Here is an 18,396-nt window from a genome sequence, read left to right as displayed (position 1 = left end):
AAGGAGTTGATAATGGAATTGAATGATCTGAAGCCGGCTGAAGGCGCGAAGCACGCAAAGCGTCGCGTTGGTCGCGGTATCGGCTCTGGCCTCGGCAAGACCGCTGGCCGTGGTCACAAGGGTCAGAAGTCGCGTTCGGGCGGCTTTCACAAGGTTGGCTTCGAAGGCGGTCAAATGCCGCTGCAACGTCGCCTGCCGAAGCGTGGCTTCACCTCGCTGACGAAGGAATTCGTCGGTGAAGTGCGTCTCTCGGATCTGGAAAAGCTGCCGGTCGACGAAATCGATCTGCTGGCTCTGAAGCAAGCCGGCCTGGTCGGCGAGCTGATCAAGAGCGCCAAGATCATCGCGACGGGCGAGCTGAAGCGCAAGATCGTTGTGAAGGGTCTGGGTGCGACGAAGGGTGCGCGCGCTGCTATCGAGGCAGCCGGCGGCTCTTTTGCCGAGTAACGCGCAAGTTATTTTGCCGTCACTAGCATTTGCATCGGAGAAGGTACTTGGCTAACAGCCCGAGTCTCGCAAAACCCGGTCGCAGCGCGGCGAAGTTTGGCGATCTGCGTCGGCGGGCAGTGTTTCTGCTGCTGGCGCTGATCGTCTACCGTGTCGGCGCGCACATTCCGGTGCCGGGTATCGACCCGGACCAACTGGCGAAGTTGTTCCAGAGCCAGTCGGGCGGCATCCTTGGCATGTTCAACATGTTCTCGGGTGGCGCGCTTTCGCGGTTCACGATTTTCGCGCTTGGGATCATGCCGTATATCTCGGCGTCGATCATCATGCAGTTGTTGGCAATTGTCTCGCCGCAACTCGAAGCGTTGAAGAAGGAAGGGCAGGCGGGGCAACGAAAGATCACGCAGTACACGCGTATCTTCACGGTCCTGCTGGCAACGTTCCAGGCTTTCGGCATTGCCGTAGCCCTGGAAAATCAGCCGGCTCTGGTGATCGATCCGGGAATGGTGTTTCGGTTGACGACGGTCGTGACGCTGGTGACGGGCACGATGTTCCTGATGTGGCTGGGTGAGCAGATCACGGAGCGCGGGCTTGGCAACGGTATCTCGATCATCATTTTCGGCGGTATTGCAGCGGGTTTCCCGAATGCAATCGGTGGTCTTTTCGAACTGGTGCGAACCGGCTCGATGAGCATCATCTCGGCGATTATTGTCGTCGCGCTGATCGCCGCAGTGACGTACCTGGTGGTGTTCATCGAACGTGGCCAGCGCAAGATCCTTGTGAACTACGCGAAGCGGCAAGTCGGTAACAAGATTTACGGCGGTCAATCTTCACATTTGCCGCTGAAGTTGAACATGTCGGGCGTGATTCCGCCGATCTTCGCATCGTCGATCATTCTCTTCCCGGCAACCATCCTGAACTGGTTCAGTTCGGGGTCGCGCACCAGTTGGTTCGCAGACACGCTGCACAACGTGGCCGAGGCCATTAAGCCCGGTCAGCCCGTGTACGTGTTGCTGTACGCGTTGGCGATCGTTTTCTTCTGCTTTTTCTACACCGCGCTGGTGTTCAACAGCAGAGAGACGGCCGACAACCTGAAAAAGAGTGGCGCTTTCGTTCCTGGCATCCGCCCGGGCGATCAAACGGCGCGATATATCGACCGCATCCTCACGCGTCTGACGCTGGCCGGTGCGATCTACATCGTGTTTGTTTGCCTGCTGCCCGAGTTTCTGGTGCTGCGCTGGAACGTGCCGTTTTATTTTGGTGGAACGTCGCTGCTGATCATTGTCGTCGTCACAATGGATTTCATGGCGCAGGTGCAGTCGTACGTTATGTCGCAACAGTATGAATCGCTGCTGAAGAAGGCTAATTTCAAAGGCGGCGGCGTCCCGATGCGTTGAAAGGACTTATGGCCAAAGACGATGTTATCCAGATGCAGGGTGAAGTCATCGAAAACCTGCCTAATGCTACCTTCAGGGTGAAGCTGGAAAACGGCCATGTCGTATTGGGACACATATCCGGCAAGATGCGGATGCACTACATCCGAATCCTGCCGGGCGACAAGGTGACGGTTGAATTGACGCCTTACGATCTCTCGCGTGCGCGGATCGTGTTCCGGGCGAAGTGATTTGAAAAAAGGGTAATATCATGAAAGTGATGGCATCGGTTAAGCGCATTTGCCGCAATTGCAAGATCATCAAGCGCAAAGGCGTTGTGCGCGTGATTTGCAGCTCTGATCCGCGCCACAAACAGCGTCAAGGCTGAACGCCGCGCTTTTGCTTGCGCTTTTTGTTTGAGGAAAAACAATGGCTCGTATCGCAGGGGTTAACATCCCGAATCACCAGCATACTGAAATCGGCCTGACGGCTATTTACGGTATCGGCCGCACGCGCTCGCGCGACATTTGCGTCGCTGCTGGTGTGGCATTTTCGAAGAAGGTCAAAGACCTGAACGACGCAGACCTCGAAAAGCTGCGTGAAGAAGTCGGCAAGTTCATCGTTGAAGGCGATCTGCGCCGTGAAACGACGATGAACATCAAGCGCCTGATGGATCTCGGCTGCTACCGTGGCGTTCGGCATCGTAAGGGCTTGCCCCTGCGCGGCCAACGTACGCGTACGAATGCCCGTACGCGCAAGGGTCCGCGTCGTGCAGCGCAATCGCTGAAGAAGTAAGCGGAACTGACAGTTACAGGAAAACGTAATGGCTAAGGCTTCGAACAACTCCGCGGCGCAACGCGTTCGCAAGAAGGTCAAGAAGAACGTCGCCGAGGGCGTGGTTCACGTTCACGCGTCGTTCAACAACACCATCATCACGATCACCGATCGTCAAGGCAATGCACTTGCCTGGGCAACGTCGGGTGGTCAGGGCTTCAAGGGTTCGCGTAAATCGACCCCGTTTGCAGCTCAGGTGGCGGCCGAATCGGCTGGCCGCGTGGCGATGGAATACGGCGTGAAGAACCTCGAAGTGCGGATCAAGGGCCCCGGTCCTGGCCGTGAATCGGCGGTGCGCGCGTTGCATGGTCTTGGCATCAAGATCACGGCAATCTCCGACGTGACCCCGGTCCCGCACAACGGCTGCCGTCCGCCGAAGCGTCGTCGTATCTAAGACGCTGTTTTCGCTAGCGCCTGTTGCCGCTGGTTCAAGTGACCGGCGAAACAGGCTGCTTGCGCTATTGAATTGACTAAGCCCACCGTTCGACCCAAAGGGTTCGGACTAGCGCGAGTGCGAGCATTCGCGTGATCAATCAACGAAGGAATCAACGTGGCACGTTATATCGGCCCTAAGGCCAAGCTGTCCCGCCGTGAAGGCACTGACCTCTTCCTGAAGAGCGCCCGTCGTTCGCTCGCTGACAAGTGCAAGCTTGACAGCAAGCCCGGCCAGCATGGCCGCACCTCGGGTGCGCGTACGTCCGACTACGGCACGCAGCTGCGCGAAAAGCAAAAAGTGAAGCGCATCTACGGTGTTCTGGAGCGTCAATTCCGCCGTTACTTCGCCGAAGCCGACCGTCTGAAGGGCAACACGGGTGAAAACCTGCTGCAATTGCTCGAGTCGCGTCTGGATAACGTCGTGTACCGCATGGGCTTCGGTTCGACGCGTGCTGAAGCGCGTCAGCTGGTGAGCCACAAGGCGATCACGGTGAACGGCGTCGTGTCGAACATCCCGTCGATGCAAGTGAAGGCAGGCGACGTCGTCGCAGTGCGCGAACAGAAGAAGAAGCAAGCGCGTATTCTCGAAGCGCTGTCGCTGGCTGAGCAAGGTGGCATGCCGAGCTGGGTCGCCGTGGATTCGAAGAAGTTCGAAGGCACGTTCAAGTCCAAGCCGGAACGCAGCGACATCGCTGGCGATATCAACGAAAGCCTGATCGTCGAATTGTATTCGCGGTAATCGGATTAACGGCCGGGGCACCTCGTTGCGTTGCGCAAGGGGGCGTCTCGGCTGTTTATTTTCAGGTTGTTACCGGTCAGCCTTATCGGTGTAACGAGCCGAGGGTATTGAAAAGGAAAACCTATGCAAACCAGTTTGTTGAAGCCCAAGATCATCGCAGTTGAATCGCTGGGCGAAAGCCACGCGAAAGTGGTCATGGAACCGTTTGAACGCGGTTACGGCCACACCTTGGGTAACGCGCTCCGGCGCGTGCTGCTGTCGTCCATGATCGGCTATGCGCCGACCGAAGTGACGATCGCAGGCGTCGTACATGAATATTCGACGCTCGACGGTGTGCAAGAGGACGTGGTCAACCTGTTGTTGAACCTGAAGGGCGTGGTGTTCAAGCTGCATAACCGTGACGAAGTGACGGTTACGCTGCGCAAGGAAGGCGAAGGCGTTGTGACCGCTGGCGACATCGAGCTGGCGCACGACTGCGAAGTGATCAACCCTGACCACGTGATCGCGCATCTGTCGAAGGGCGGCAAGCTCGACGTTCAGATCAAGGTCGAAAAGGGCCGCGGCTACGTGCCGGGCAATGTGCGTCGTTATGGCGAGGAGTCGGCCAAGATTATCGGCCGTATCGTGCTGGACGCGTCGTTCTCGCCGGTTCGCCGCGTGAGCTACGCCGTTGAAAGCGCTCGCGTCGAACAGCGTACCGACCTCGACAAGCTCGTGATGAACATCGAAACGAACGGTGTGATTTCGCCGGAAGAAGCGATCCGTCAATCGGCGCGCATTCTGGTCGATCAGCTGTCGGTGTTCGCTGCACTGGAAGGCACCGAAGCAACGGCTGAAGCGCCGTCGCGCGCACCGCAGATCGATCCGATCCTGCTGCGTCCGGTCGATGATCTCGAACTCACGGTTCGTTCCGCGAACTGCCTGAAGGCCGAGAACATCTACTACATCGGCGACCTGATCCAGCGCACGGAAAACGAGCTGCTCAAGACGCCGAACCTGGGCCGCAAGTCGTTGAACGAAATCAAGGAAGTCTTGGCGTCGCGTGGTTTGACGCTCGGCATGAAGCTGGAAAACTGGCCGCCCGCAGGGCTGGATAAGTAACTCGGCAGTCATCCGGGGCAGAGCCCGCCGCTGTACTGGCAAGGACGCGGATTTTCCTTTAAAATCCGCGTCTTGTCTTTTTTCACTACCGGCCCGTGCACTCGCTACTTTGGTAGATCGAGCGCGATAGAAGAGCTGGATCAAAACTTTGAATCGAAGGAATTAACATGCGTCACCGTCATGGTCTGCGGAAACTGAACCGCACGAGCAGCCACCGTCTGGCAATGCTCCGTAACATGTCCAACTCGCTGATCGAGCACGAAGTCATCAAGACCACGCTGCCGAAGGCGAAAGAACTCCGTAAAGTTGTCGAGCCGCTGATCACGCTCGGCAAGAAGCCGTCGCTGGCAAACCGTCGTCTGGCGTTCAACCGCCTGCGCGATCGTGACTCGGTCACGAAGCTGTTTGAAGTCCTCGGCCCGCGTTACGCTACCCGTCCGGGCGGCTACCTGCGCGTGCTGAAGTTTGGCTTCCGCGTCGGCGACAACGCACCGATGGCTCTGGTCGAACTGCTCGATCGTCCGGAAGTTGAAGAAGTCGAAGTGCAAGAAGCTGAATAAGCTTTGAAGCGCTGATAGCACAGAAGAAAGCCAGGCTCACAGCCTGGCTTTTTTGTTTATGGCGGCAGACGTAGTAGGCGCGCTGGCACAGGCGGCGAAACGCCGCATCCTCGCGTCCACGCGGTCGGGCAGCCAGCGGCGGTCCAAGACCAGGTGATACGATATTGACACGCAAATTGTGCCTGGCTGGAGCTTGCTGTGAACGTGAATGTGACTCTCCTTCTCACGACGGTGCCCGACGCGGCCGCTGCACAGAAGCTGGCCGCGGACGCATTGGCCGCACGCCTGTGTGCATGCGTCACGCAGCTCGGCCCGGTGCAGTCCAGTTACCACTGGCAGGGTCAGCTAGAAACAGCGCAAGAAATCCAGCTGCTGTTCAAGACCAGCGCCGCCCGCGCGCTTGAGCTCGAGCAGTACCTACAGGCAAACCATCCCTACGACACGCCGGAAATCCTGTCATGGCAAGCTGCCGCGTCGGCCGCCTATGGCCAGTGGATCACTTCTGAAACCCAACGTCCCCTACATGTTTAACGGTCTCAACCGACGCGCGCGCCACGCGTTGCGTACCGCCCTCCTCGTTTTCGCGTGCCTGATCCTCGCGCAGTTCGGCTCGCTTGCCCGCGCTTCGGACGACTTCCTCGATCCTGCCGTCGCCTTCAAATTCAGCGCGACCGAGAAGCCCGGCGAGGTCGATGTGACCTACAAGATCGCGGACGGCTACTACATGTACCGCGAGCGCTTCGCATTTGCGGCCCGCAACGGAAACGCGACGATCGGCGAACCGCAGTTGCCGGCGGGTCATATCAAGTTCGATCAGACGTTCAACAAGAACGTTGAGACGTATCGCAACGAACTGACGATCCGGATTCCCGTGAAGCAGGCCGCAGGTGGGTTCGATCTGGCGGTCACATCGCAAGGCTGCGCGGACGCCGGCATCTGTTATCCGCCGATGGAGCGCGTCTACCACGTCAGCGGCGCAGCGCTGCTGCCTGCCGGCAGCGCGGCTGCGCCGCAGTCCACGGCAAACGACGCGCCGTGGTACGAACGCGCCACCAGCGCCGACTACGCGCAATCGCTGCTGCAAGGTGGAGGTTTCCTCGCGATCATCGGGCTTTACTTCGTTGCGGGCATCGTGCTGAGCCTGCTGCCGTGTTCCTATCCGATGATTCCGATCCTGTCGGCGATCATCATCGGTGAAGGCGCGCGGGTCACGCGGGCGCGCGGCTTCGCGCTGTCGCTTGCCTATGTCATCGGGATGGCGCTGGTGTACACCGCGCTCGGCATTGCCGCCGCGCTGGTCGGGCAGAGTCTTGGCGCCTGGCTGCAAAACCCGTGGGTGTTGGGCGCGTTCGGCGTGCTGCTGACCGTTTTCGCGCTCACGCTGATCGCCGGGTTTGACATTGCGTTGCCGCAGCGCTGGCAGGACGGCGCGTCGCACGCGTCGGCGGGACGTTCGGGCGGCAAGTTCGCAGCCGTCGCCGGAATGGGCGCGCTGTCGGCACTGGTGGTCGGCGCCTGCATGACTGCGCCGCTTTTCGCGGTGCTGGCCTTCATCGCGCATACGGGGAGCGCGGTGCTCGGCGGCGCGGCGCTGTTCGCAATGGGGCTGGGGCTTGGCGTGCCCCTGATGATTGTCGGTCTCGGCGCCGGGACTTTGCTGCCGCGCGCCGGCGCATGGATGGACGACATCAAGGTGCTGTTCGGCGTCGTGCTGCTCGCCGCGGCGCTGTGGATCGTGTGGCCCGTGCTTGGAGCAACCGCCACGATGTTGCTCTGCGCGCTCTGGTTGCTGATCGCCGCCGCATGCGTGGGCCTTTTTTCCGCGCCTGGCGTTCAGGCGTCGATATGGCGGCGGCTTGGACGCGGCATCGGCGCGGCCCTCGCTGTTTGGGCGGCCGTGCTGCTGGTCGGACTTGCTGCGGGTTCGTCCGATCCATTGCGTCCGCTCGCCGTGCTGGCGTCGCGGTCGGCGGCGCCGGCCGAGACGTCTGTGGCCGGCGCGCCGCAAACCGCGTCGCACGACGATCTGGCGTTCCAGGCGGTGCGTTCATCGGCGGAACTGGACGGCGCCGTCAAAGCGGCGGCACAGCCCGCCATGCTCGATTTTTACGCGGACTGGTGCGTAAGCTGCAAAGAGATGGAGAAATTCACCTTCAGCGATCCGCGCGTCCAGGCGAAGTTAAAGCAGATGAATCTGCTGCGCGCCGACGTCACCGCGAATAACGCCGACGATCAGGCTCTGCTCAAGCGATTCGGCCTTTTCGGCCCGCCGGGGATTATCTTCTTCGACCGCGGCGGCAAAGAGGTGCTGCGTGTCGTCGGTTACGAATCGGCTGACAAATTCCTGCGTTCGCTCGAGCGGGCGAGTGCGCCGCAGACCTGATCGCACGCAAATCACACGACGATGTGCAACGCGCGGGGCTTACGTCCGCGTAAACGCACAAAAAACGGAGGCGCGACTAAAAGTCCGCCTCCGTTTTCCATTTCTAGCGAGTTCTTCGCTACACCCGCTAACCTAAAACCCAACCCAACTCACTTCTGCGACCGCAGAATCCGCGCCGCATCCAGCGCGAAATACGTCAGAACGCCGTCCGCGCCCGCACGCTTGAACGCGAGCAGCGATTCCATCATCGCCTTGTCGTGATCGAGCCAGCCGTTCTGGGCCGCCGCTTTCAGCATCGCGTACTCGCCGCTGACCTGATAGACGTAGGTCGGGAACTGGAACTCGTCCTTCACGCGACGCACGATGTCGAGATACGGCATGCCCGGCTTGACCATCACCATATCGGCGCCTTCGTTGATATCCGCCTGGACTTCGCGCAGCGCTTCGTTCGAATTCGCCGGGTCCATCTGGTACGTCATCTTGTTGCTTTTGCCGAGGTTCGTGGCCGAGCCCACGGCGTCGCGGAACGGGCCGTAGAACGCGGACGCGAACTTGGCCGCGTAAGCCATGATCCGCGTATGCACATGGTCCTCGCTTTCCAGCATTTCGCGGATGGCGCCAATGCGGCCGTCCATCATGTCCGACGGCGCAACGATATCGACGCCGGCCTCGGCCTGCGCGCGCGCCTGCTCGATCAGGATTTCGACGGTTTCGTCGTTGATTACGTAGCCCGTCTCGTCGAGCACGCCGTCCTGGCCGTGGCTCGTGTACGGGTCGAGCGCGACGTCGGTCAGCACGCCGAGCTCCGGGAAGTGCTTCTTCAGTTCGCGAACCGCGCGCGGAATCAGGCCCGCGGGGTTGGCCGCCTCACGGCCATCGGGCGTTTTCAGCGCCGGCTCGATCGCCGGAAATAGCGACAGCACGGGCACGCCCAGCTCGACGCATTGCTCGGCGACTTTCATCAGCAGGTCGACGGAAACGCGATCGACGCCGGGCATCGACGGCACCGCTTGCCGAATATTCGTGCCCTCGACCACGAACACGGGATAGATCAGGTCGTTGGTGGTGAGAATGTTTTCGCGCATCAGACGGCGCGAAAAGTCGTCGCGGCGCATGCGGCGCGGGCGATAGTGCGGGTAGAAGCTCATGTGGGATAGAAAACGTGAGTGTCTTGAGTGGGGCGGTGACACGAGCGGCACCAACTGCAGGCGGCCACTCGCGGAAACTTTTCAAGACAATGGTATATCATACCGATCGAGCAAGGCGCCTGGCGCTGACCTCCCCGCTTCTCCTCCCTGAGCGGGTGCCTGTCGTTTTTCGATTAGGCTGTTTGACCCGCCGTTAATGCGGCGGGTTTTTTTATGCGCCGACGAAAACGGCGCTTTCCCCGATTCGAAAACCAGGACTCGGCTTACTGCGCGGCGTCCGTTTCGCCTTTGGCGCCGGGGATCAGCCAGCTTTCGACCAATTCATGCGCCTCGTCGATACCGACACGCTTGAGCGCCGAAAAAAGCTGCGCCGTCAGTTCGCCCTGGTAGCCCGCGGCACGATACTCGGCGAAACCCTTCTGCGTTGTGCGCAACGCATTCACACTTTCCTGGCGCGTCAATTTGTCGCATTTGGTCAGCAGCGCGTGAATCGGCTTGCCGGTCGGCGCGAACCACTCGATCATTCGCCGGTCCAGATCGGTCAACGGACGGCGCGAATCCATCATCAGAATCATGCCGCGCAATTGCGAGCGCGACTGCAGGTACGTGGAAAGCAGCGCCTCCCAGTGGGCCTTCGCCGCGCCAGGCACTTCGGCGTAGCCGTAGCCCGGCAGGTCGACCAGATGGGCGACCGGTTCGTCCTCGCGGCCGACCGAAAAGTAGTTGATGTGCTGTGTGCGCCCTGGCGTCTTACTCGCGAATGCCAGCCGCTTCTGATTGCACAGAATGTTGATGGCCGTCGACTTGCCCGCGTTCGAGCGCCCCGCGAAAGCGATCTCGGGCTGAGCGGTGGCAGGCAGATCGCGCAGGTGATTGACGGTCGTGAAGAAGCGCGATTGGTGGAGCAGGAAGGACATGAGCAGGCCAGAATTCGAGACGCCGGGGAACCCGGAGTGGGGACGGGTCAAGCCCGACTGGCGTCTTAGCGATTAGCGAGTTATTGTACAATACGATGGTTTACTGAAAACCTGAGGGGGCCAGCCCGCGTGCCTCGGCGGCTCCTGGCGGTCACTTGGGTCGCCGTCGTATTGTGCAAAACCTCTAAAATCCCACAAGACGAGACAGGGTGTGCGAATGAATCGACTGTGCAAGGCTCTGATGGTGTTTCAGGTAGCGGCAGGTCTTTCAGGTTTGGCAATTCAGGCACGAGCAGCAGATCCGGCAAAGCCGGACATCAACCGGGGGCAGGCAATCGCGGTGCAGGTTTGCGCGTCGTGTCACGGCGCAGACGGTAATAGCGCCGGCGGTGCCTATCCGAAGCTCGCGGGTCAGCATCCCGACTATCTCGTCAAACAACTCAAGGATTTCAAGCTGCAGCCCGGCGCCAAGCAGCCCGTGCGCAACAATGCGATCATGACGGGCATGGCGTCAGCGCTGTCGGATCAGGACATGGTCAACGTCGCTGCCTATTTCGCGACGCAGGCTCCGAAGCCCGGCTATGCGCACAACAAGAACACCGTGCCGCTCGGGCAGAAGATCTATCGTGGCGGTATTGCCGACAAGGGCGTGCCGGCATGTGCAAGCTGTCACGGGCCCACGGGTCAAGGTATTCCGTCGCAATATCCGCGTTTGTCAGGACAATGGGCGGAGTACACGGTGGCGCAGTTGAACGCGTTCACGCAAGGTCCGGGCGCGCGCAATAACAACGAGGCGATGCATGCTGTCGCAACGCGTCTGTCGGACAGCGAGATAAAGGCTGTAGCCGATTACATCGCGGGCCTGCATTAAGAGGTTCGCGCGCAAGTGCAACCGGCCCGTCGAGGCCGGTGAAAAACAAGAAAAGGGTGGGGGCGTCGTATCTACGATCGCCCTTCACCCTTTTTTGCTGTTCAGTCGGAGTATGAATGAGCGTCACCACGTCGGGTTTGCAGTCGAAGTCGGGCAATCGCGTCTTGCGCAGCGTCATCGAAGTATTGAGTTCGATGCGTTTTGCCATTGCGCTGCTTGTGATTCTGTCGATCGCCAGCATCATCGGCACCGTTCTCACGCAGGACGATCCCTACCCCAACTACGTCAATCAGTTCGGTCCTTTCTGGGCCGACATCTTCCGCTCGCTGAGCCTCTACACGGTCTACAGCTCATGGTGGTTCATGCTGATTCTCGGCTTTCTGATGGTGTCGGTGTCGCTGTGCGTGATCCGCAACGCGCCGAAAATGATCGCCGATACGAAGAGCTGGAAAGACAAGGTCCGCGAAGCCAGCCTGCGTGCGTTCCATCACAAGGGCGAATTCGCGGTGCATGGCACGCGGGCGCAGACCGCGGCGGTGCTCGCGAAACTATCGGCGAAACTCGGCTATAAGTTCGTCACGCGGGAGTCCGAGGGCGCGACGCTGATCGCGGCCAAACGCGGCGCGTTGACCAAGCTCGGCTACATTTCCGCGCACATTGCAATCGTCGTGATCTGCCTGGGCGGCCTGCTCGACAGCAATCTGCCGATCAAGCTGCAAATGTGGCTCTTCGACAAGTCGCCGATCCGCGCGAACACGGTCATCAACGACATTCCTCCGGAACACCGTCTGTCGCAATCCAATCCGACGTTCCGCGGTTACGCGTGGGTGCCGGAAGGGCAGCACGTGTCGACCGCGATCCTGAACCAGCCGGACGGCTCGCTGATTCAGGACCTGCCGTTCTCGATCGAGCTGCAGAAGTTCATCGTCGACTATTACTCGACGGGCATGCCCAAGCTGTTCGCGAGCGACATCGTCGTGGTCGATCACAAGACCGGCGCCCGTGTGCCGGCGCGCATCGAGGTGAACAAGCCGTTCGAATACGACGGCGTGTCGATCTATCAATCGAGCTTCCAGGACGGCGGCTCGCAAATGCAGATGACCGCGTTTCCGATGACCGGCGCAAGCGCGGCAACCGCGCCGTTCGGCGGCGCGATCGGCGGCAATGCGCCGTTGAGTTCCGCGACGCCGCTTGCCGACGGCCAGACGGTCGAGTTCACCGATTTCCGTGCGATCAACGTCGAAAACATTTCGAACGCCAACGGCCAGACGGATGCTCGCGGCGTCGCCGCGCACCGCTCGCTGAAGGAAGCGTTCGACGAGCGGCTCGGCTCCGGCGCGAAGACTTCGAAGCCGCTCGAGCTGCACAACGTCGGCCCTTCGGTGCAGTACAAGGTGCGCGACAAGGACGGCCAGGCGCGCGAGTACAACAACTACATGCTGCCGGTCACGGTGGGCGGCGAGCGGTTCTTCCTCGCCGGCATGCGCCTGAATCCCGACGATCCGTTCCGCTACCTGCGCATTCCCGCGGACAGCGGCGGCACCGTCAAGGAGTGGATGAACCTGCGCGCCACGCTGGAAAATCCGGCGGCGCGCGCACAAGCCGCTCGCCGCTTCGCGCAGCGTTCGGTGCCGGAAGCGAACACCGAATTGCAGCAGCACCTGGAAGAAAGCGCGCTGCGCGTGCTGACCCTTTTTGCCGGCGCAGACACAAGCGTCAAGATGCCGAACGGCCAGCCGGTGGGCGGCTTCCAGGCGATCGCCGGATTCATCGACCATTCGGTGCCGAAGGCCGACCAGGAAAAGGCCGCGGGTTTGCTGCTGCGTATGCTGGAAGGCTCGATGTGGGACCTCTGGCAACTGTCGCGCCAGCAAGTCGGCCAACCGCAGGCAGACGCGAACGCGGACGCGAGCCGCTTCGTCCAAAGCTCGATCAACGCGCTATCGGACAGCTTTCTGTATGGATCGCCGGTCTACTTGCAGCTCGATTCCTTCAAGCAGGTGCAAGCCTCGGTATTTCAGCTGACGCGCGCGCCCGGCAAAAAAGTCGTGTATCTTGGCAGCCTGCTCCTCGTATTGGGCATCTTCTCGATGTTCTACGTCCGCGAACGGCGCCTCTGGTTCTGGCTCAAAGATAGTGAGCAGGGCACGCATGTCGTGATGGCAATGTCGAGCGCCCGCAAGACGCTCGACTTCGAGAAAGAATTTGCTCAGACGCGCGACGCGGTCGGCGCCGCGCTGAGCGCGAAACCCGCTGATCCAGCATCCGGCAACGCGGGCGCGCAGTCCGCAAGCTCACAAGATTCGACCCGGTAATACCATGGACTTGACTCAGGTTTCCTCATCCTCTCCTTCCTCGTCCCGGCCTGCCAGGGCGGCCGCGGACGAAGCGCTCAACGCGGCTCAATACGACGAGCGGCCGTTTCTGAAGCGGCTCGGCATTGTCGACTGGCTGTTCGCCCTCGCGATGGTCGCGGGCGCCGGGTTCGCGCTGACGCGCTATCACCCGTTCATGAATTACTACGACAAACTGGTGCTGGTGTGCTCAGTGCCGGTGTTCGTCGTGCTCGGCTGGCGCTGGAAACCGGTGCGTCCGCTGATGGCGGGAATCGCGGCGCTGTCGCTGCTGGCCATCCAGATTTATCACGGCGATCTGAGCCGCGCCGACAACGCGTTCTTCCTGAAATACTTCCTGTCGAGCCAGTCCGCGATTCTGTGGATGAGCGCGCTCTTCGTCTTCGCGACCGTGTTCTACTGGATCGGCTTGCTGTCGCGCTCGCCCACGGGCGGCGCGATCGGCTCGCGCATGACGTGGGTTGCGGTGCTGATGGGGTTTGTCGGTCTGATGGTGCGCTGGTACGAGTCGTATCTGATCGGCGCGGACGTCGGCCATATTCCTATCTCGAACCTGTACGAAGTGTTCGTGCTGTTCAGCCTCATCACCGCGCTCTTCTATTTGTACTACGAGCAGCACTACAACACGCGCGCGCTCGGCGCCTTCGTTCTGCTCGTGATCAGCGCCGCCGTCGGCTTCCTGATGTGGTACTCGGTTGCCCGCGACGCGCAGCAGATCCAGCCGCTCGTTCCGGCTCTGCAAAGCTGGTGGATGAAGATCCACGTGCCGGCGAACTTCATCGGCTACGGCAGCTTTGCGTTGTCGGCGATGGTGGCGGTCGCGTATCTGGCCAAGGAGCGCGGCGTGCTGGCCGATCGTCTGCCTGCGCTCGAAGTACTCGACGACGTCATGTACAAGTCGATCGCCGTCGGCTTCGCGTTCTTCACGATCGCGACGATTCTCGGCGCGCTGTGGGCGGCCGAAGCGTGGGGCGGTTACTGGAGTTGGGACCCGAAGGAAACGTGGGCGCTGATCGTCTGGCTGAACTACGCGGCCTGGCTGCACATGCGTCTGATGAAGGGGCTGCGCGGCGCGGTTGCCGCATGGTGGGCGCTGACGGGTCTGCTGGTCACGACGTTTGCGTTCCTCGGCGTGAATATGTTTCTGTCGGGGCTGCATAGTTACGGCAAGCTGTAATATCCGCCGTTCTCGACCGACAAAGAACCGCCGCGTGTTTCACACCGGCGGTTTTTTTATGGCTGGCGGAATATTTGCGCATCGAATGTGTTTGTTTTATAGAGCGCGCATGGATAGCCCGACGAGCGATCATCACCTGGCCCCGTTAGATGTTTCAACGCAAGGGCCGCAAGGAGCAGCGCGATGTGGATCAAGCGAAGCGACAGGATTCAACTCACCGGCGACGATATCGCTCGCAGCGAAATCACGCCGCAGCACATTTTCGAAAACCGGCGGCGCGTGCTGCAGGCGGCCGGCGCGTTGGCGCTCGGCGGTCTGATCGGCGTGAACGGCGAAGCGCTGGCTGCGTACACGTCGACCGATCCGAAGGCGCAGAAGCTCAGCGCGAAGACCAACGCGAAGTTCATCGCGCTCGACAAGATCACGCCGTTCAAAGACATCACCACCTACAACAACTACTACGAGTTCGGCACCGATAAGTCCGACCCGGCGCAGCACGCGGGCACGCTGCGTCCGCGTCCGTGGAAGGTGAGTGTCGAAGGCGAAATCAAGAACCCGAAGGTGTATGACATCGACGAGTTGCTCAAACTCGCGCCGCTGGAGGAGCGCGTGTATCGGCTGCGCTGCGTCGAAGGTTGGTCGATGGTGATTCCGTGGATCGGCGTGCCGCTCGCGGAACTCATCAAGCGCGTGCAGCCGACCGGCAACGCGAAATACGTGCAGTTCATCACGCTCGCGGATCCGTCGCAGATGCCGGGGCTTTCCACGCCAATACTCGACTGGCCTTATTCCGAAGGCTTGCGCATGGACGAGGCGATGAATCCGCTCACGCTGCTCACGATGGGCGTCTACGGTCAGGTGCTGCCGAATCAGAACGGCGCGCCGGTTCGCATCGTGGTGCCCTGGAAATACGGCTTCAAGAGCGCGAAGTCGCTCGTGAAAATCCGCTTTGTCGAGAAGCAGCCGCCGACGAGCTGGAACACGTACGCGTCGAGCGAGTACGGGTTTTATTCGAATGTGAATCCGAATGTCGACCACCCGCGCTGGAGTCAGGCGACCGAGCGGCGCATCGGCGAGGACGGGTTTTTTACGCCGAAGCGTAAGACGTTGATGTTCAACGGCTACGGCGATCAGGTCGCGTCGCTGTATCAGGGCATGGACCTGAAGAAAAACTTCTGAGCGACATGACGATGGCTTCCGACACTCAATCCGTCGCTCGCACAGAGCGCAACGCGCCGCGAGCGCAGGCTCGCGCAACGCAGACGGCGGGCGCGACGGCGAAACGGCCGAGCGCCGGCGCGCGCTGGGTCGTGCCCGCGAAAATCGCGGTGTTTATCGCCGCGTGGTATCCGCTTGCGCGCATCGTGCTGTTCGGTATGACCGACCGGCTCGGCGCCAACCCGATCGAGTTCATCACGCGTTCCACGGGGCTCTGGACGCTCGTGTTTCTGTGCATCACGCTGGCCGTGACGCCGTTGCGTCGTCTGACAGGCGTCGCGGCGTTCGTACGCTTTCGCCGCATGCTTGGGCTCTACGCGTTTTTCTACGCGACGCTGCATTTCACGACGTACCTGTGGTTCGACAAGTGGTTCGACGTCGCTGAAATCATCAAGGACATTGGCAAGCGGCCGTTCATCACCGTGGGCTTTGCCGCTTTCGTGCTATTGATCGCGTTGGCTGCCACGTCGCCGCGCGCAATGGTGCGCAAGCTCGGCCGCCGCTGGCAGACTTTGCATCGTGCGATCTACGTGATCGGAGCGCTGGCGATTCTGCATTTCTGGTGGATGAAGGCCGGCAAGCACGACCTGATTCTGCCGAAGATCTACGGCGCGATCATGCTGGCGCTGCTGGGCTGGCGCCTGATCGTGTGGCTGCGAGCGCGCAGTTTGAAGCCGCGTTAGACGAGCGCGCGCCGCAAACAAAAAAGGCGATGCCACCGAGGGCATCGCCTTTTTTATTCAATCGCCGGTTGAGACGTCGCGGCGCTGGTTACGCCGGCAAGATCGCTTCGCCCGAAAACAGTTGCTGGACTTCCTCGCGCGCGCGGACCACATGCGCCTGTGTACCATCGACCATCACTTCCGCTGCGCGCGGACGCGTGTTGTAGTTCGAACTCATCGCGAAGCCATAGGCGCCGGCCGAACGAATCGCGAGCAGATCACCCGGCTCCACGGACAGCAGCCGCTCGCGTCCAAGCCAGTCGCCGCTTTCGCAAACGGGACCGACGATGTCGTAGACATGCGCCGGCACGTCGCGCTTAACCGCGGCGTCGATTGCGTGATACGCATCGTACATCGCGGGACGGGCGAGATCGTTCATGGCCGCATCGACGATGGCGAAGTTCTTTTCAGCGCCCGGCTTCAGGAACTCGACGCGCGTGAGCAGCACGCCCGCATTGCCGACGAGCGAGCGGCCCGGCTCGAAGTACACCTCGCGATGGCCGTGGCCGCGCGCCTCGATCCGGTCGAGCACGGTGCGCACGAACTCGCCGATATCCGGCGGCGTCTCGTCGTCGTAAGTAATGCCCAGACCGCCGCCCACGTCGATATGGCGGATCGTGACGCCGTCCTGCTCGATCTGCTCGACCAGTTCGAGGACTTTGTCGACCGCGTCGAGATAAGGCGCGATCTCGGTAATCTGCGAACCGATATGGCAGTCGATGCCGACCACCTCGAGGTTCGCCATGGCCGCGGCCGCCTGATAGGTCGCGCGCGCATCTTCGAACGCGACGCCGAACTTGTTCGACTTGAGCCCGGTGGAAATATACGGATGCGTTTTCGCGTCGACATCCGGATTCACGCGCAGCGAGACCGGCGCCTTCTTGCCCATTTGCTCAGCGACCTGGTTCAGCCGATCGAGCTCCGGTATCGACTCGACGTTAAAGCACTTGACGCCCGCCGCGAGCGCCTCGCGCATTTCGTTGGCATGCTTGCCGACGCCGGAAAACACCGTGTTTTCCGCTTTGCCGCCGGCGGCCAGCACGCGCGCCAGTTCGCCGCCCGACACGATGTCGAAGCCCGCGCCGAGGCGCGCGAACACGTTCAGCACCGCGAGATTGCTGTTGGCCTTGACGGCGACGTGCACGCTCGCGCGACGGCCGGCGCATGCGCCGGCGTACGCGTTCCACGCGGCGGTGAGCGCGGCGCGCGAATAAACATAGAGCGGCGTGCCGAACTGTTCGGCGAGCGAAACGGCGGACACGCCTTCGGCGTGAAGCACGCCGTCGACGTAGTCAAATGCAGGTCGAGTCATGCGAAGGTCTTATTGAGCGGGAGTGGCGGCGGGCTGCGAGGTCGGCTGCGAAGCTGCCTTTGAAGCCGATGCAGCGGAAGCTGCGGACGTAGGCGATGCAGACAGCTCATCTGCCGGTGCAAGCGAAAGCGGCGTGCCGGAAGTATCGGGAATGGAGTCTGAGTCGGCAGCGGTTTCTGCGCCCGGTTTCACTTCATCAGGCGACGGCGGCTGCGTGCGGTCGATCGGCTTGGCCGGCAACGGCGGCACCGTGGGCAAATAGAGCGAACCGCGTTGCCCGCAACCGGTGAGCGAACCGCCGAGCGCGCAACCTGCGAGAATGGCTAAACCCGCTACAATCGCGCGGCCGGGCGCCGCCGCGCGCATCCGAGATACGACTCGCATGACTGTCCCTGAATAAATAATCGATGGAGTTTAGCATGTCCGATAGTGATTACCTGACCCGCGCGGAGGCCGCGCTAGCCGTCATCGAACGCGCTTTGGACGACACCGAGGCCGACATCGAACTCGAGCGCAGCGGCAACGTGCTGACCCTCGAGTTCGCGAATCGCTCGAAGATCATCGTCAACCTGCAACCGCCTATGAGCGAGATCTGGATCGCCGCGAAAGCGGGCGGTTTTCACTACCGTTTCGTCGACGGCGAGTGGCGCGACACGCGCAGCGGCAAGGAGTTTTTCGAGGCGCTCTCCGAATACGCGACGCAGCAGGCTGGCGAACCGGTCCACTTCGAAGCCTGAACGCAGAGTCGGGCTGTCGACGGAAAGAAGGTCAAAAAAAAGCCGCCGCGCATGATCTGCGCGGCGGCTTT

At 61.1% G+C, this 18,396-nt stretch carries 21 protein-coding genes; 17 read left to right on the top strand and 4 right to left on the bottom strand.

Going from position 1 to position 18,396, the window contains the following annotated elements:
- Positions 1 to 12 precede the first annotated feature (12 nt).
- The 11 genes from rplO (at position 13) to dsbD (ending at position 7,869) form a co-directional block, all read left to right on the top strand.
- Positions 13 to 447 (top strand): 50S ribosomal protein L15, encoded by a 435-nt coding sequence (gene rplO / locus CUJ91_RS16530; protein WP_006052221.1) that lies wholly within the window; start codon positions 13 to 15, stop codon positions 445 to 447.
- Positions 448 to 494: 47 nt separating this feature from the next.
- On the top strand, positions 495 to 1,841 hold the full coding sequence (secY, locus tag CUJ91_RS16525) for a preprotein translocase subunit SecY (RefSeq protein WP_006052222.1): 1,347 nt from the start codon (positions 495 to 497) through the stop codon (positions 1,839 to 1,841).
- A gap of 8 nt (positions 1,842 to 1,849) precedes the next feature.
- Complete coding sequence (gene infA, locus CUJ91_RS16520; protein WP_004521905.1) at positions 1,850 to 2,068, top strand: translation initiation factor IF-1; 219 nt, start codon at positions 1,850 to 1,852, stop codon at positions 2,066 to 2,068.
- Between the two features lie 20 nt (positions 2,069 to 2,088).
- Positions 2,089 to 2,205 carry a 50S ribosomal protein L36 gene (rpmJ, locus tag CUJ91_RS16515; RefSeq protein WP_004199844.1) on the top strand — a complete coding sequence of 39 codons (117 nt, stop codon included), beginning with the start codon at positions 2,089 to 2,091 and terminating at the stop codon, positions 2,203 to 2,205.
- 41 nt (positions 2,206 to 2,246) lie between these two features.
- Entirely contained in the window at positions 2,247 to 2,612 is a 366-nt protein-coding gene (rpsM, locus tag CUJ91_RS16510; protein WP_006052223.1) for a 30S ribosomal protein S13, read from the top strand.
- A gap of 28 nt (positions 2,613 to 2,640) precedes the next feature.
- Positions 2,641 to 3,045, top strand: a complete 405-nt coding sequence (gene rpsK, locus CUJ91_RS16505) for a 30S ribosomal protein S11 (protein ID WP_006052224.1) — start codon at positions 2,641 to 2,643, stop codon at positions 3,043 to 3,045.
- Between the two features lie 156 nt (positions 3,046 to 3,201).
- A complete protein-coding gene (gene rpsD, locus CUJ91_RS16500) occupies positions 3,202 to 3,825 on the top strand; it encodes a 30S ribosomal protein S4 (RefSeq protein ID WP_006052225.1) in 624 nt (207 codons plus the stop codon).
- Positions 3,826 to 3,948: 123 nt separating this feature from the next.
- The gene (locus CUJ91_RS16495) at positions 3,949 to 4,926 is read left to right on the top strand and encodes a DNA-directed RNA polymerase subunit alpha (protein WP_006052226.1); all 978 of its coding nucleotides are present in this window, start codon (positions 3,949 to 3,951) and stop codon (positions 4,924 to 4,926) included.
- Positions 4,927 to 5,093: 167 nt separating this feature from the next.
- Positions 5,094 to 5,486: a 50S ribosomal protein L17 gene (rplQ, locus tag CUJ91_RS16490; RefSeq protein ID WP_006052227.1), complete on the top strand. Its 393-nt coding sequence runs from the start codon at positions 5,094 to 5,096 to the stop codon at positions 5,484 to 5,486.
- Positions 5,487 to 5,684: 198 nt separating this feature from the next.
- Positions 5,685 to 6,017: a divalent-cation tolerance protein CutA gene (cutA, locus tag CUJ91_RS16485; protein WP_029971248.1), complete on the top strand. Its 333-nt coding sequence runs from the start codon at positions 5,685 to 5,687 to the stop codon at positions 6,015 to 6,017.
- Positions 6,010 to 7,869 carry a protein-disulfide reductase DsbD gene (gene dsbD / locus CUJ91_RS16480; RefSeq protein WP_029971249.1) on the top strand — a complete coding sequence of 620 codons (1,860 nt, stop codon included), beginning with the start codon at positions 6,010 to 6,012 and terminating at the stop codon, positions 7,867 to 7,869. The genes cutA and dsbD overlap by 8 nt, the downstream gene beginning before the upstream one ends.
- Positions 7,870 to 8,018: 149 nt before the next feature.
- Here the strand turns inward: dsbD and hemB are convergent, their stop codons facing one another.
- Positions 8,019 to 9,017, bottom strand: coding sequence for a porphobilinogen synthase (gene hemB, locus CUJ91_RS16475; RefSeq protein WP_029971250.1), 999 nt, complete (start codon positions 9,015 to 9,017; stop codon positions 8,019 to 8,021).
- A 263-nt stretch (positions 9,018 to 9,280) separates the two neighbouring features.
- Positions 9,281 to 9,934, bottom strand: a complete 654-nt coding sequence (gene yihA / locus CUJ91_RS16470) for a ribosome biogenesis GTP-binding protein YihA/YsxC (RefSeq protein ID WP_006052231.1) — start codon at positions 9,932 to 9,934, stop codon at positions 9,281 to 9,283.
- Between the two features lie 217 nt (positions 9,935 to 10,151).
- Between yihA and CUJ91_RS16465 the strand changes: the two genes are divergently transcribed.
- From CUJ91_RS16465 to msrQ, 5 genes are all read left to right on the top strand, one after another.
- Positions 10,152 to 10,805 (top strand): c-type cytochrome, encoded by a 654-nt coding sequence (locus CUJ91_RS16465; protein WP_006052232.1) that lies wholly within the window; start codon positions 10,152 to 10,154, stop codon positions 10,803 to 10,805.
- A 116-nt stretch (positions 10,806 to 10,921) separates the two neighbouring features.
- On the top strand, positions 10,922 to 13,120 hold the full coding sequence (locus CUJ91_RS16460; RefSeq protein WP_114156528.1) for a cytochrome c biogenesis protein ResB: 2,199 nt from the start codon (positions 10,922 to 10,924) through the stop codon (positions 13,118 to 13,120).
- 4 nt (positions 13,121 to 13,124) lie between these two features.
- Positions 13,125 to 14,336, top strand: a complete 1,212-nt coding sequence (gene ccsB / locus CUJ91_RS16455; RefSeq protein WP_006052234.1) for a c-type cytochrome biogenesis protein CcsB — start codon at positions 13,125 to 13,127, stop codon at positions 14,334 to 14,336.
- Positions 14,337 to 14,519: 183 nt separating this feature from the next.
- Positions 14,520 to 15,515, top strand: coding sequence for a protein-methionine-sulfoxide reductase catalytic subunit MsrP (gene msrP, locus CUJ91_RS16450; RefSeq protein ID WP_006052235.1), 996 nt, complete (start codon positions 14,520 to 14,522; stop codon positions 15,513 to 15,515).
- An 11-nt stretch (positions 15,516 to 15,526) separates the two neighbouring features.
- Positions 15,527 to 16,237 carry a protein-methionine-sulfoxide reductase heme-binding subunit MsrQ gene (msrQ, locus tag CUJ91_RS16445; RefSeq protein WP_171800589.1) on the top strand — a complete coding sequence of 237 codons (711 nt, stop codon included), beginning with the start codon at positions 15,527 to 15,529 and terminating at the stop codon, positions 16,235 to 16,237.
- Between the two features lie 88 nt (positions 16,238 to 16,325).
- On the opposite strand, the gene lysA is transcribed toward msrQ, so the two are convergent.
- Both lysA and CUJ91_RS16435 read right to left on the bottom strand, forming a co-directional pair.
- Complete coding sequence (gene lysA / locus CUJ91_RS16440; RefSeq protein ID WP_114156526.1) at positions 16,326 to 17,588, bottom strand: diaminopimelate decarboxylase; 1,263 nt, start codon at positions 17,586 to 17,588, stop codon at positions 16,326 to 16,328.
- A 9-nt stretch (positions 17,589 to 17,597) separates the two neighbouring features.
- Complete coding sequence (locus CUJ91_RS16435; RefSeq protein WP_114156525.1) at positions 17,598 to 17,972, bottom strand: lipoprotein; 375 nt, start codon at positions 17,970 to 17,972, stop codon at positions 17,598 to 17,600.
- Between the two features lie 35 nt (positions 17,973 to 18,007).
- Between CUJ91_RS16435 and cyaY the strand changes: the two genes are divergently transcribed.
- Positions 18,008 to 18,325 (top strand): iron donor protein CyaY, encoded by a 318-nt coding sequence (gene cyaY / locus CUJ91_RS16430; RefSeq protein ID WP_006052238.1) that lies wholly within the window; start codon positions 18,008 to 18,010, stop codon positions 18,323 to 18,325.
- Positions 18,326 to 18,396: the final 71 nt, after the last annotated feature.

The organism is Paraburkholderia graminis, assembly GCF_003330785.1.
GTDB lineage: Bacteria > Pseudomonadota > Gammaproteobacteria > Burkholderiales > Burkholderiaceae > Paraburkholderia > Paraburkholderia graminis.
Note: the sequence above shows the minus strand (reverse complement) of the source record. Positions and strands in the feature narration are given on the sequence as shown.